Source organism: Aeromonas sp. QDB31 (assembly GCF_027707605.1).
Classification (GTDB): domain Bacteria; phylum Pseudomonadota; class Gammaproteobacteria; order Enterobacterales; family Aeromonadaceae; genus Aeromonas; species Aeromonas media.
This window is the reverse complement of record NZ_JAPCIX010000005.1, coordinates 109,455-122,875: the sequence shown is the minus strand read 5'-3', so window position 1 is coordinate 122,875 and position 13,421 is coordinate 109,455. Positions and strand designations below refer to the sequence as shown.

Sequence of the window (13,421 nt, the reverse complement as noted above, 5' to 3'; positions counted from 1 at the left end):
ATCACCCATTGAGTACGACAAACAGGTAAGCGCGACATGGAACTGATAGACACCCACTGCCACCTGGATTTTCCGGTGTTCGATGACGATCGGGAGGCATTGCTGGCCCAGTGGCGCCAGCTGGGGGTGGGCGAGTATATCATCCCCGCCGTGGGAGAGGAAAACTGGGGGCGCGTGATGGCGCTGGCCGAGCACCATCAAGGCATTCGTTATGGTCTGGGGGTGCATCCCTGGTATGTGGGGGCCCAGACGGAGGGGGCGCTGGCAAGGCTGGAGGCCCTGCTGGCGGGCAAGCCCAGGGGGCTGGTGGCCATCGGCGAATGCGGGCTGGACTTGCGCACCCAGGTGCCCCAGGAGGGGCAACTCGCGCTGTTCGAGGCGCAAGTGAGGCTGGCCATGGCTCATGATCTGCCCCTCATCGTCCACTCGGTGCGGGCCAACGACACTGTCGCCAAGATCCTGCGGCGCTTCAAACCGGCGCGAGGCGGTGTCATTCACGCCTTCAGCGGCTCCCTGCATCAGGCCGAGGCGTTCTGGCAACTGGGTTTCAGGCTGGGGATCGGAGGTGTCATCAGCTATGAGCGGGCCAACAAGACCCGGGAGGCGATCCGCGCCATGCCGCTGGAGGCCTTGCTGCTGGAAACCGATGCCCCCGACATGCCGCTGCAGGGGCGCCAGGGGGAGATCAACACCCCGGCCAGCCTGCCGAGCATAGCCCTGCTGTTGGCGCAATTACGGCAGCAACCGCTGGCGGATGTTATTTCGGTGTTACATGAATCCACTCTGCGGCTTTTCCCGCGTGCGACCATGAATTTAACAGCGGATTAACGACTGATGCCGGTGTGATAAAAAACAGGACCCATAAAAATCGTTTGCGGTCTAATTAAACGACGTTCAGCCCATTTCAGGCTTATAAAATGTGACCAGTATTCTATTTTGTCGCACCGTAATTAGTATAATGCGCACCCTTGATTAGCGGCTTTCATACACAAAACGTTAACAAGCTGGCAGGTGCTACCAAAGAGGAAGTGTTAATAATGAATCTGATAATGGGTCTGGTGGGGATGGCAACGCTCATCCTTATCGCGGTGCTGTTCTCCAGCAATCGCAAGGCAATCAAAATTCGTACCGTGGGCGGTGCCTTTGCCATTCAGGCAGGCCTGGGTGCCTTCGTGCTGTATGTCCCGGTTGGCCGGGATATTCTGGTGAGCGTGTCCAACGCCGTCTCCAGCGTCATCGGTTATGGTCAGAACGGTATCGAATTCCTGTTCGGTGGTCTGGTCAGCAACAAGATGTTCGAAGTGTTCGGTGGCGGTGGCTTCATCTTCGCCTTCCGTGTCCTGCCTGTCATCATCTTCTTCTCTTCCCTGATCGCGGTTCTTTATTACCTCGGCATCATGCAGTGGGTGATCAAGCTGCTGGGTGGTGGTCTGCAGAAGGTGCTGGGTACCTCCCGTACCGAATCCCTGTCTGCCACTGCCAACATCTTCGTCGGCCAGACTGAAGCCCCGCTGGTGGTGCGTCCCTTCATCTCCAAGATGACCGACTCCGAGCTGTTCGCCGTCATGTGTGGTGGCCTGGCCTCCGTTGCCGGCTCCGTGCTGGCCGGTTACGCCTCCATGGGCGTCAAGATGGAATACCTGATCGCCGCCTCCTTCATGGCTGCCCCGGGTGGTCTGCTGTTCGCCAAGCTGCTGGTACCGGAAACCGAGACCCCGAGCTACGACGAGAACTCTGCCGATGGCGATCTGGACGACAAGCCTGCCAACGTGATCGACGCCGCCGCTGCCGGTGCCTCCGCCGGTCTGCAGCTGGCCTTGAACGTGGGTGCCATGCTGCTGGCCTTCATCGGCCTCATCGCCATGATCAACGGCATCTTCTCCGGCGTGGGTGGCTGGTTCGGCATGCCTGAGCTCTCCCTGGAGCTGCTGCTGGGCTGGTTGTTCTCCCCGCTGGCCTTCCTGATCGGTGTGCCCTGGAGCGAAGCGGTCGTGGCCGGTTCCTTCATCGGTCAGAAGCTGGTAGTGAACGAGTTTGTGGCTTACCTGAACTTCGCTCCCTACCTGAAGGATGAAGTGCTGATCAACGGCGTGGCCATGTCTGACCACACCAAGGCCATCATCTCCTTCGCCCTGTGCGGCTTCGCCAACCTGTCCTCCGTTGCCATCCTGCTGGGTGGTCTGGGGTCCATGGCACCGAACCGTCGCGGCACCATCGCCAAGTTCGGTCTGAAGGCCGTACTGGCCGGCTCTCTGTCCAACCTGATGTCTGCCACCATCGCAGGCTTCTTCCTGGCACTGACAGCCATGTAATGCTTGTCTGACAGACAAGTTGAAACGAGCGCCACAGCGAAAAGCTGTGGCGTTCTCGTTTGGGGCGGTGACAACCGTTTTCCTTTCTAGACTAATAATAAAATGAGTCAAATCGGAGGTTTTATGAATGAAGTGCTACTGGCGATTGCTGCCGGCTTTATCGTTGGCGTGTTGTTTTCTTTCCTCAAGTTGCCGATCCCGGCACCTCCCGTACTGTCCGGGGTAATGGGGATTGTGGGGGTCTATCTGGGGGGGATTGCCTACTCCTGGATCCTGACCCGCTTCTTCTCTTAAGCACCTACCAGTGCTGGATTTGCCGGGTGTGAGGTACCTCTGAAATTGGCAAATCCGGCTTGCAAACAAGGGGTATCTCGGCTGAAATAGGCGATGCCAGCAGGGTGCTGGCATTGACTAATGCCCACATGAAGTGGGTGTTGGCGGTCAAATGGAATTGATTGGGAAGTCGGGTCTGCGGTTGTCGGCCTTTCTCAAGTCTTCATGGAACCAAGTCCGCACTTTTGTAAGAAAGTGACAGGGCTCTTGCCTTATTTGCAGCCGTATTGCCTGTGCATTTGCGCTGTAATTCCATATCCCGTTCGTCCGGGATCTTTCCTCGCCGATCCTGTGTGTTCGGTGGCGGCGGATCGTGGGTGAGGGGACTTATCGAGACTTTGGAGACATAGCATGACTGATCTGAAACTGGCCGCCCAACGCGCCCTGAACCTGATGGACCTGACCACCCTGAACGATGACGACACCGATCAGAAAGTCATCGACCTGTGCCGCAAGGCCAAGTCACCGGCCGGCCTCACCGCCGCCGTTTGCATCTACCCCCGTTTCATCCCCATTGCTCGCAAGACCCTGCGTGAGATCGGTGCCGCCGACGTGCGCATCGCCACCGTGACCAACTTCCCTCACGGCAACGACGACATCGAGATCGCCGTGGCCGAGACTCGTGCTGCCGTCGCCTACGGTGCCGATGAAGTGGACGTGGTGTTCCCGTACCGCGCCTTCATGGCCGGCAATGAACAGGTCGGCTTCGATCTGGTCAAAGCTTGTAAGGAAGCCTGTGGCGACAAGGCGCTGCTGAAAGTGATCATCGAGACCGGCGAGTTGAAGGAAGAGGCGCTGATCCGTCGCGCCTCCGAGATCTCCATCGACGCCGGTGCCGACTTCATCAAGACCTCCACCGGCAAGGTGCCGGTCAATGCGACCCCGGAAGCTGCCCGCATCATGATGGAAGTGATCAAAGCCAAGAACCCGAAAGTCGGCTTCAAGCCTGCCGGTGGCGTGAAAGACGCAGCCGTTGCCGGTCAGTACCTGGCCATGGCCGAAGAGATCCTGGGCAAGGAGTGGGTCTCCCCGCGCACCTTCCGCTTCGGCGCTTCCAGCCTGCTGGCCAGCCTGCTGGCGACCCTGGGCCACGGCGACAAGCCAGCCAACACCAGCGGTTACTAAGCGGTGACAGGGGGCTGCATGCCGTCCCCTGTTCGGTCTGTGTTCGTGCACGGCGCACGGAGGGAATGAAAGATGTTTTTGCCTCAAGAAATCATTCGCAAGAAGCGCAACGGTGAAGCGCTCAGTACCCAAGAGATTCAATTCTTCGTCCAGGGCATTACCAACAACACCATAGGCGAGGGCCAGATTGCGGCGCTGGCCATGGCTGTTTACTTCAAAGACATGACCATGGATGAGCGGGTGGCCCTGACCTGTGCCATGCGCGACTCCGGCATGGTGCTGACCTGGGATCATCTGAACCTGGGCGGCCCGATCGTCGACAAGCACTCCACCGGTGGCGTGGGTGATGTGGTCTCCCTGATGCTCGGTCCCATGGTCGCCGCCTGCGGTGGCTTCGTGCCCATGATCTCCGGCCGTGGCCTGGGCCACACCGGCGGTACCCTGGACAAGCTGGATGCCATCCCCGGCTACCAGACCTCGGTCGACAACGATCGCTTCCTGAAAGTGGTGAAAGAGGCCGGCGTGGCCATCATAGGTCAGACCGGCGATCTCGCCCCGGCCGACAAGCGTATCTATGCGGTGCGTGACATCACGGCCACCGTCGAATCCATCGCCATGATCACCGGCTCCATCCTCTCCAAGAAGCTCGCCTCCGGGCTGGAAGCCCTGGTGATGGATGTCAAGGTGGGCTCAGGCGCCTTTATGCCGACCTTCGAAGCATCTGAGGAGCTGGCCAAGAGCATAGTCGCCGTGGCCAACGGTGCCGGCTGCCGCACCTCGGCGCTGCTCACCGACATGAACCAGGTACTGGCCTCCAGCGCTGGCAACGCGGTGGAAGTGCGTGAGGCGGTACGCTACCTGACCGGCGAGTATCGCAACCCGCGCATCCACGAAGTGACCCTGGCGCTGTGTGCCGAGATGCTGATCTCCGCGGGCCTCGCCAGCGATGAGCATGACGCCCGTGCCAAGTTGCAGGCGGTGCTGGACAACGGCAAGGCTGCCGAGATCTTCGGTCGTATGGTGACCGGCCTCGGTGGTCCGGCGGACTTCATGGAGCGTTACGACAGCTATTTGCCCAAGGCTGGCATAGTGCGCCCCGTGTATGCCGCGCAGGCCGGTTTCGTGACCGCCATGGATACCCGCGAACTGGGCCTGGCCGTGGTCGCCATGGGCGGTGGTCGCCGCGCTGCCGGGGACAAACTCGATTATGCGGTCGGTCTGACCGACTTTATCCGCCTGGGGCAGAGCGTCGAGGCTGACAAGCCGCTCGCGCTGATCCACGCTCAGAAAGAAGCTCAATTTGCCGAGGCCGCCCGCATGGTGCAGGCAGCCGTCAAGATCGGTGACACTCGACCAGAGGCACTGCCCGAGGTTTACCGTCGCATCGGTCTGGCCGATTTGTAACAAGGGGAAGACCCATGAAACGTACCTTTATTCTGATGATGGACTCCTTCGGTATTGGCGCTGCCGCCGATGCCGAGAAGTTCGGAGATGTGGGCGCCAACACCCTTGGCCATATCGCCAAGGCCTGCGCCGCCGGTGAGATCGAAGGCCGTGGTGCCCTCAATCTGCCCAACCTCAACAAGCTGGGCCTGGGCCACGCGGGGGAGCAGGCTTCCGGCTACTTCCCGGCTGGCTTGAAGAAGGATATCGAGGTGGTCGGTGCCTACGGCTTCGCCCAGGAGCTCTCCTCCGGCAAGGACACCCCGTCCGGTCACTGGGAGATCGCCGGTGTGCCCGTGCTGTTCGAGTGGGGTTACTTCCACGATCACCACAACAGCTTCCCGCAGGCGCTGCTGGACGCCATCGTCGAGAAGGCCGGTCTGCCGGGCTACCTCGGCAACTGCCATGCCTCCGGCACCCAGGTGCTGGACGACCTGGGTGAAGAGCACATGCGTACCGGCAAGCCCATTCTCTACACCTCTGCCGACTCCGTGTTCCAGATCGCCTGCCACGAAGAGACCTACGGCCTCGAGAAGCTCTATGAGTTGTGCCATATAGTGCGTGAGCTGCTGGAGCCCTACAACATAGGCCGCGTCATCGCCCGTCCGTTCGTGGGCAGTGGCAAGGGCAACTTCAAGCGCACCGGCAACCGTCACGATTACTCAGTGCTGCCGCCGGCGCCGACCGTGCTGGACTACATGAAGGATGCGGGTGGCCAGGTGGTCTCCATCGGCAAGATCGCCGACATCTATGCCCAGCAAGGCATCACCAAGCAGGTGAAGGGCACCGGCCTGACCGAGCTGTGGGACAGAACCCTGGAAGAGGTGAAGGCGGCTGGTGACAACACCATCGTCTTCACCAACTTCGTGGACTTCGACTCCTCCTACGGCCACCGTCGTGACGTCAAAGGCTATGCCGATGCGCTGGAGTATTTCGACTCCCGCCTGCCGGAGCTGTTCGAGATACTGCAAGATGGCGACGTGGTGGTGTTGACCGCCGACCATGGCTGCGATCCGACCTGGAATGGCACCGATCACACCCGTGAATACATCCCCGTGCTGTTCTACGGCAAGCCAGTCAAGGCGGGTTCCGTCGGCCGCCGCGAGACCTTCGCCGACATCGGCCAGAGCATCGCGGCCTATCACGGTCTGCCCAAGCTGCAATACGGCACCAGTTTCCTGTAACTTACCCGCCCGCCACTTCGGCGGCGGGCAATTTTATAAAACAATAAAACTCAACCTAGTGTGAAGGAATCAAGAGAATGGCAACTCCTCATATCAATGCGAAAGATGGCGCCTTTGCGGATACCGTGCTGATGCCAGGGGATCCCCTGCGTGCCAAGTACATCGCCGAAACCTTCCTGGAGAACGTCGAGCAGGTGTGTGATGTGCGCAGCATGCTCGGCTTCACCGGCACCTACAAGGGCCGTCGCATCTCCGTCATGGGCCACGGCATGGGCATCCCGTCCTGCTCCATCTACGCCACCGAGCTCATCAAGGACTATGGCGTGAAGACCCTGATCCGCGTGGGCTCCTGCGGCGCCGTGCGTGAAGATGTGAAACTGCGTGACGTGGTGATCGGCATGGGTGCCTGCACCGACTCCAAGGTCAACCGCCTGCGCTTCAAGGATCACGACTTCGCGGCCATCGCCGACTTCGGTCTGGTGGCCAATGCCGTGCAAGCCGCCAAGAACAAGGGGGTGGCCGTGCGCGTGGGCAACATCTTCTCCGCCGACCTGTTCTACACCCCGGATCCTTCCATGTTTGACGTGATGGAAAAATACGGCATCCTGGGTGTCGAGATGGAAGCCGCCGGTATCTACGGCGTGGCCGCAGAGTACGGTGCCAAGGCACTGACCATCTGCACCGTCTCCGATCACATCCGTACCGGTGAGCAGACCACCTCCGAAGAGCGTCAGCTGACCTTCAACGACATGATCGAAATCGCACTGGACTCCGTGCTGCTGGGCGACTGATCCCGCGGCTTCGGCTCCATGCAAAACGGCGACCCTGGGTCGCCGTTTTTTATGCCTCATTGGAGAAGGAAGCCCAGAGGACTGGGTGTGCCGTTTATCCTTTCTGGCCGCCCACCACGAGATTAGCACCATGAAACGACGGCATATTCTGACTCAGCGGCGCTTCATTCTGATGCCGAACATCGCGTGGGCCAGCGAGAGGTGAGGCAAGGGTTGGCAGATCCGCAGATCGACAACGATGTCCTTTCCGTTGGCCGATGACGGAACCGGCTGGCCCCGCATCACCTCCTGTGATCTCAATCACGCCGCGCTCGCCATGCTAGTCGCCAAGATCCAGTGGTAGATAAAGAACCCTAATCACCCTCTTCGCTAACCACCAGCGACCAGCTCTTGTCGGGATCGAACAGCTGGATCGCCTCAACGACAGTTGCCGTTTCGGCGCCGAGATCCTTTTGGTAAACCCGCCCCTCGTGATTCACCATGAAGGTCATCACCCCGCTGTTGGCATAATCGGCTGGCCAGGCGATCAGGGCGACACCGTCTCTCAATTGTCCTTCGACAAAGTACTCTTTACTCCCCCCATTGGCTGCGGCCCCCTGGGCATACAGGATACGGTAGTAGTAGCCATGATAGGGTGTGCGTTGACCGACCACGGTCTTGTAGCCCTCTGCCGCGGCACTGACGACTTCCTCTCCGGCCGGGCTTGCTGGTTCCCCCTCGCCTACAGGCCAATAGAGTCCATTTTGTTGTCCTGCATCACTACGCAGTTTTGCCGCAAAGAGCCCCGCAGTTTGGCCATCATGCCCCATGGCGGCGTATTCTATCTGCGCGTCGATAAAGCCACGGCACACCGCAATCGCCCCCAGCTCATTGCGACCGATGCGGCGGTAGGCGATCTCTTTGGCACCAGCGGCACCATCGAGATACCACTTGCCATCTGCGGCCACGAGGGGGATGGGCAGTGGCCAATCCGACTCCCCCACGACCAGTATCATTTTATCCTTACCTTCGGCCATCAGCTGGTGCTTGCTCTTGAAGCTCGCGACGAAGGCGGTGCGATCATTGGCATCGGCCACCTCATCCCCCGAGGTAATGGCCTCCTCACTATTTTCGCCGAGCAACAGCGTCAGTGCGGTGACATCATTCCGCTCCAGGGCCGAGATCAGGGCCTGCACCGCTTCATCCGGGGTGGCGAAGGTACGCTGTGCCATGGCGCTTGCGTCGCAGGCAACGGTCAGAGCCAGCAGGGCCAAACCCCATGAGGGGGCCCAACTCCATTTCAACAAACGCTTCATTATCGCGTACTCCGTCTGGGTTGAGTGGTGCGCCCGGCACGCGCGCTGCTAGCCACACTTTCACGCCCACGTTGGCTGGCGGCGCGCTCGGTTCTACCCGAATTCTGTACCCCTTGGAAGGCACTCTTTGAGGCAGCAGGTGCTCTGCGCGTCGCCGTCTGTGCTGTGCTCTTGCTGTGAGTGGCGCGTGGCTGGACATAGCCGCGATCACGGGCTCCAGCGGTCTGTGGCGTGATTTGCTGTCGCCTGACCTTGTCTCCTGCGTAGTCGCCCTGGCGCGACGTGCGTTGGGCCACATTTGCTTCCCTGTTTGCCTGTCTGGCGTCGCGCGTCACCTTGGCATTGTCGCTCTTGGGTTGGCGGTTGGCTCCTGCGTAGCTCCCCTTCGGCGCGGTTGCGCGAGCCTCCCTGTTCACCTCATTGACAGCGCGCGGTGCGCCGGCATATTCGCTTTTTGGTTGGCGATTGGCCCCCGCATAACTCCCCTTCGGTGTAGCATCTCGTCGCCCCCCTCCTGCCTCGTTATTCAGCGAGCGTTGTTCCAGGGTAGCCAGCTCAGCGCGCTGGGGGCGCGCCGCCGTGATGGGGCTGTCGGCTTGGCGCAGGTAGTTGTTGGGGCCGCGCTCAAACTTGTTGAAGTAATCGTTCCCCTTGGCGTTGATATAAATATTGTTGTTAGAGCCCCGCTGATAGTTGACCGGACGGTTGTAGCCATTGGTGGGACGAAAACCATTGCCATAGTTGGGGTTATAACGATAGGGAACATAACCGTCGGGATAACCCGATCCCCACCGCGGGTAATAGTAATCGCCCTCATCATCATCGTCGTTGAAGACCTCGTTGACCAACATGCCCGCACCAAAGGCGAGCAAGCCCGTCAAGACCATATCACCGCGGTCGTATTCATCATCGTCGTCATGTTCCACCACTGTCGTGGTCGTTGTCGCAGGCACGGTCGTTGTCGTGGTTTCCGTGGTCACCGGCGCGGGAGCTGGCCCGGCAGCTGGCCCGGCAGCTGGCGCGCTATAGGCGGCGGTTGGGTCGTATTGCGGGACGTAAATGACGTCAGGGTTGGCAGGCGCAATGGTGATGATCTGCTGATTGTTCTGTTCATCCTTGGCCACTTTCATCTGCTCTGAGTCTTTCAGGTTGCCCACCTCCATCGCCTGTTGGCGCAGGCGCTGAACGGCTGCCAATACGCCCGGTTCATCGGCCAGGAAGGCACTGCCCAGCTCGGTCGTCCACTCCATCTTCAAGCACATCATGTCCATGACGGTTGGGAAGTGCATCAGCGACATGGTGGGCGGTGTAAAGCCCAGCGGCGCGATGGCAGCGGTCAGCTCTTTCCCTTTGAGATCGGGGTGGGCGACCAGCCAGTTGCCGGCATCGAGCACCTCTTGCGGATTGGTGGCGCTGGCCAACACCTGAGCCAATACCGCATCAGGGTAAAGGGCTATGGGCGCAAGCAGGGTCTCGAGCGCCTCTGGGGTATATTTCGATGCTGGTGCGTTAACGGGCTGCCCTTGCGGTGCGACCGCAGGGCTGGCAGCATTGGTTGGGTTGGCAGCCGAGGCTACGTTGGGCGGAACACTATGCGTGACGGGGGGGGGCTCCTCCTTGCAGGCAGCCAATACCGTGCCGAGGGCAATCACGGCCGCCAACACGCCATGGCGAAATAGGGGTTGCTTCATGACCTTGTTTCCTTCTGCTGGAGTGGCTGATGCGCCTCTTGCCTGAAGATTTCCACAAATGTTGTCTCTCATTGCATTCAATGCGGGCGTCTCATACCGAAAACATAAACCACTAATCGAGATCACACCCCAAACCGGCTGGAAAGGTGTGAAAAATTCGTTTGCTTCAGTCTCAAGCTACGCCTGAACCCCAGGATGTCACCAAAGTCAGGTGGGCAGACCTGAGAAGTTAAGGGCTATGGGATACCGCCTTCGGTGGGCTCGAGATTCAATCAATGCACTTGGGGATGGAGAAGAATTAGGCGCAGCACAGTTGGATGTCGATACAGCGAAAATGGCTGGATAGGCTGCTCAAGCAACTGCGGCATGAGATGATCGTGGATCGTCACTTCGTTAACGAGCGCCTCAGCGATGACGCGATGCCAAGTGTCTCGATACTCTGTTCGATCAGAAGCTCGAACAGCTGGGGTGGAATAACATGAGCAACGCGTTTTGCGAACTGCGCCTTATTCGATGCCGGGCGGCGGGGCGTGATCGGTGGAGGCCTGGCTCTGCACCGATCTCTTCTTGTGCTTGCGTACCCGCATGTAGTTGCGGCGCACCCCGTAGGAGATGAGCAGGCCGGCCAGCAGCATCACCAGCAGCATCAGCCGCTGTTTCTCCTGACTCACCTTGAGATGGGTGTCTTGCGCGGCGATCAGCGTCTGCTCCTCCAGCGTGATCCTCAGGTAGCCCAGGGTCAGGTTACCCTCCTGGATCTCCTGCACGAACTGGGTGCGCCCCTTGCCCTGCTGCGGCAGTGACTTGTTGTCGGTGCCGATGGGCAACAGGCTGTCCAGAGGTACCGCTTGATCCGATTGGGCGAGCGGGATACCACGGGCATCGTAAAGTGTGACATCGAGGATCTCGGGTTCGGCGGCGAGATCCTGTGCCAGCCGCTCCAGCTCGCTCTCCTTGTCCTCCTTGATCCAGCGCCGCATGTCCCGGGCGGCGTAGGCGACCAGCGCCTGGGCTCTGTCCCGCGCCGCGCTGTGCAATGCGGCCTGGCTTGCTCCCTGCATGTGGATCATCAGCGCCAGCACCCAAAGGGCGAGCAGGATCCCTGCTGCCAGGCTGATAACACGTTTGATGGGGAGATGACGCACAGCGCTGAGCCTCTTGCGGTGAATGAACAATGGTGGGGGATCTTGGCGCTTGCCTGTACAAAAAGCAATACGCTACTCTGGGCCCGCATGATGAACCCCGTGATCTCCAAGGAAGGCGTCTCTCTTATGTTGTTGTCCCAACTCCCCCGTTCCCCGCATGACTGGGCCAAGGCCCTGTGCAGTGTTCCCTGCTGGCAGCTTACCCCTGAAGCCCTGTTGCCCGCAGCCAGTGCCCACGACGGCGCCTGGCTCGTCATGTTTGGCAAGGCGTTGAATGCTCGCCACCTGGCACAGGTGGCGAGGCTGCTGGCAGACCATGGGGTCGAAGCCAGCCTCTATCCCCTGGGGGAGCAGGCCGGTGTTCCTCTGCTTCTGCTCGGCGCGAACCGCTTTTCTCCCGAGCTGGTGCAGGCCATCAAGGGGCAGGAGTGGGACATCGATGTCTGCCATCTCGCCATCCTGCCGACCCTGGGAGAACCCGGGTTGCTGGTGATGGACATGGATTCCACCGCGATCCGGATCGAGTGCATCGACGAAATAGCCCGTCTGGCCGGAGTGGGCGATCAGGTGGCGGCGGTGACGGCGGCGGCAATGCAGGGCAAGCTGGAGTTTGCCGACAGCCTGCGCAGCCGGGTCGCGCTGCTGGAAGGTGCACCGGTCACCATCCTCGATGAGGTGGCGGCCGCCATGCCCTGGATGCCCGGCTTGCAACTGATGGTCGATACCCTCAAGCAGTCGGGTTGGACCGTGGCGATTGCCTCGGGCGGCTTTACCCGTTTCGCCGGCGAACTACAACAGGCGCTCGGGCTGGACGCCATCTTTGCCAACGAGCTGGCGGTGGAGGGAGGCCTGCTGACCGGCCAGGTGAGCGGGCGCATCGTAGATGCCGCCGTCAAGGCCGAGGTGCTGCAGCAACTGGCGCGGCAGCATGAGATCCCCGTAGCCCAGACGGTGGCGGTCGGCGATGGCGCCAACGATCTCAAGATGATGGGGGTGGCCGGGCTCGGCATTGCCATCCACGCCAAGCCCTTGGTACGTGCCCAGGCGGCCGCCACCCTCAATCACCATGATCTGGAAGGGGTGCTCTGCCTGCTCGGCGCGCTGGCCTGCCGCGACCGGCGCTGGTGTTGAACCCGCTCAAGGAGGAGCAAAGAACAAGATGGAACTGTTGCAACAATCCCTGTTTGTCCCCTGTGGCGAGCATCGGCTGCATGTGCGCCATATTCAGCCCGGTGTCGCCGTGCATGCCGATCCCATCCTGATGGTGCACGGCGCCATCGAGAACGGACGCATCTTCTACACCGAATCCGGCAAGGGGCTGGCCTGTTTCCTGGCACGGCACGGTTATCAGGTGTATGTGGCGGATCTGCGCGGGCGGGGCCAGAGCACGCCGGCCATCGCCGAGCGGGCCGGCCACGGCCAGCATGAGCTGATCACCGAGGATCTGCCGGCCCTGCAACACTGGGTCGGTGCTCGTCATGCCGGCGCCAGGGTGCACTGGATGGCCCACTCCTGGGGCGGGGTCATCATGGCCTCGACCCTGGTGCGCTTCCCGGAGCTGGCCGACCAGATAGCCAGTCTGGTGTTTTTCGGCACCAAGCGGGGGGTCTCGGTACAGAACCCCGAGCGCTGGTTGAAGGTGGATCTAATCTGGAACCGGCTGGCACCCTGGCTGGCACGAAACCGCGGTTTTCTGGCCGCGCGCCGGTTGCGGATTGGGGCGGACGATGAACCCTTGCGTTACCTGCAGGAGACCATCCCCTGGGTGAAATGCGGGCCCTGGCAGGATCCCCACGATGGCTTCGCCTACGGGGAGGCCGCAGCCAGGGTCAACTGGCCGCCGCTCTGGATGATCTCGGCCAAGGCGGACAAGGTGCTGGGTCACCCGACCGACGTGCGCCGCTTCAGCGACGAGATGGGCTCCGCCGCGCGTCATACCCGCCTCGGCCGGGACAACGGCAACCGGCTCGACTACGACCACATCAACATGCTGACGGCCCCCCAGGCCCAGGAGGATCACTTCCCCGAGATCCTGGCCTGGCTGCGTAACCCGCAGGCGGCCTGACATGACAAGGGCGGCCACATGGCCGCCCTTGTCATGG

General features: G+C 60.8%; 12 protein-coding genes. 9 read left to right on the top strand and 3 right to left on the bottom strand.

The genetic code is table 11. The annotated features are described in order from the left end of the window. Nucleotides 1-36 precede the first annotated feature (36 nt). The 7 genes from PG898_RS07280 (at nucleotide 37) to deoD (ending at nucleotide 7,188) form a co-directional block, all read left to right on the top strand. Entirely contained in the window at nucleotides 37-828 is a 792-nt protein-coding gene (locus PG898_RS07280; RefSeq protein ID WP_270823619.1) for a TatD family hydrolase, read from the top strand. A 209-nt stretch (nucleotides 829-1,037) separates the two neighbouring features. Further along, the gene (locus tag PG898_RS07275; RefSeq protein WP_042649780.1) at nucleotides 1,038-2,312 is read left to right on the top strand and encodes a NupC/NupG family nucleoside CNT transporter; all 1,275 of its coding nucleotides are present in this window, start codon (nucleotides 1,038-1,040) and stop codon (nucleotides 2,310-2,312) included. Nucleotides 2,313-2,435: 123 nt separating this feature from the next. Next, the gene (locus tag PG898_RS07270) at nucleotides 2,436-2,606 is read left to right on the top strand and encodes a XapX domain-containing protein (RefSeq protein ID WP_005332215.1); all 171 of its coding nucleotides are present in this window, start codon (nucleotides 2,436-2,438) and stop codon (nucleotides 2,604-2,606) included. Nucleotides 2,607-2,996: 390 nt separating this feature from the next. Continuing rightward, the gene (gene deoC, locus PG898_RS07265; RefSeq protein ID WP_043128921.1) at nucleotides 2,997-3,770 is read left to right on the top strand and encodes a deoxyribose-phosphate aldolase; all 774 of its coding nucleotides are present in this window, start codon (nucleotides 2,997-2,999) and stop codon (nucleotides 3,768-3,770) included. A gap of 72 nt (nucleotides 3,771-3,842) precedes the next feature. Beyond that, nucleotides 3,843-5,174, top strand: coding sequence for a thymidine phosphorylase (deoA, locus tag PG898_RS07260; protein ID WP_270823620.1), 1,332 nt, complete (start codon nucleotides 3,843-3,845; stop codon nucleotides 5,172-5,174). A 14-nt stretch (nucleotides 5,175-5,188) separates the two neighbouring features. After that, entirely contained in the window at nucleotides 5,189-6,397 is a 1,209-nt protein-coding gene (locus PG898_RS07255) for a phosphopentomutase (protein WP_005332223.1), read from the top strand. A gap of 77 nt (nucleotides 6,398-6,474) precedes the next feature. Next, nucleotides 6,475-7,188 carry a purine-nucleoside phosphorylase gene (gene deoD / locus PG898_RS07250; protein WP_005332225.1) on the top strand — a complete coding sequence of 238 codons (714 nt, stop codon included), beginning with the start codon at nucleotides 6,475-6,477 and terminating at the stop codon, nucleotides 7,186-7,188. Nucleotides 7,189-7,541: 353 nt separating this feature from the next. On the opposite strand, the gene PG898_RS07245 is transcribed toward deoD, so the two are convergent. From PG898_RS07245 to PG898_RS07235, 3 genes are all read right to left on the bottom strand, one after another. Continuing rightward, entirely contained in the window at nucleotides 7,542-8,483 is a 942-nt protein-coding gene (locus PG898_RS07245) for a DUF2950 domain-containing protein (protein ID WP_081805783.1), read from the bottom strand. Continuing rightward, nucleotides 8,483-10,174, bottom strand: coding sequence for a DUF3300 domain-containing protein (locus PG898_RS07240; RefSeq protein WP_270823621.1), 1,692 nt, complete (start codon nucleotides 10,172-10,174; stop codon nucleotides 8,483-8,485). Before PG898_RS07240 ends, PG898_RS07245 begins: the two co-directional genes overlap by 1 nt. 506 nt (nucleotides 10,175-10,680) lie before the next feature. Continuing rightward, the gene (locus PG898_RS07235; protein ID WP_270823622.1) at nucleotides 10,681-11,319 is read right to left on the bottom strand and encodes an AhpA/YtjB family protein; all 639 of its coding nucleotides are present in this window, start codon (nucleotides 11,317-11,319) and stop codon (nucleotides 10,681-10,683) included. A gap of 126 nt (nucleotides 11,320-11,445) precedes the next feature. Between PG898_RS07235 and serB the strand changes: the two genes are divergently transcribed. Both serB and PG898_RS07225 read left to right on the top strand, forming a co-directional pair. Beyond that, nucleotides 11,446-12,450 carry a phosphoserine phosphatase SerB gene (gene serB, locus PG898_RS07230; protein WP_270823623.1) on the top strand — a complete coding sequence of 335 codons (1,005 nt, stop codon included), beginning with the start codon at nucleotides 11,446-11,448 and terminating at the stop codon, nucleotides 12,448-12,450. Nucleotides 12,451-12,478: 28 nt separating this feature from the next. Then, a complete protein-coding gene (locus PG898_RS07225) occupies nucleotides 12,479-13,384 on the top strand; it encodes an alpha/beta fold hydrolase (RefSeq protein ID WP_171272669.1) in 906 nt (301 codons plus the stop codon). Nucleotides 13,385-13,421: the final 37 nt, after the last annotated feature.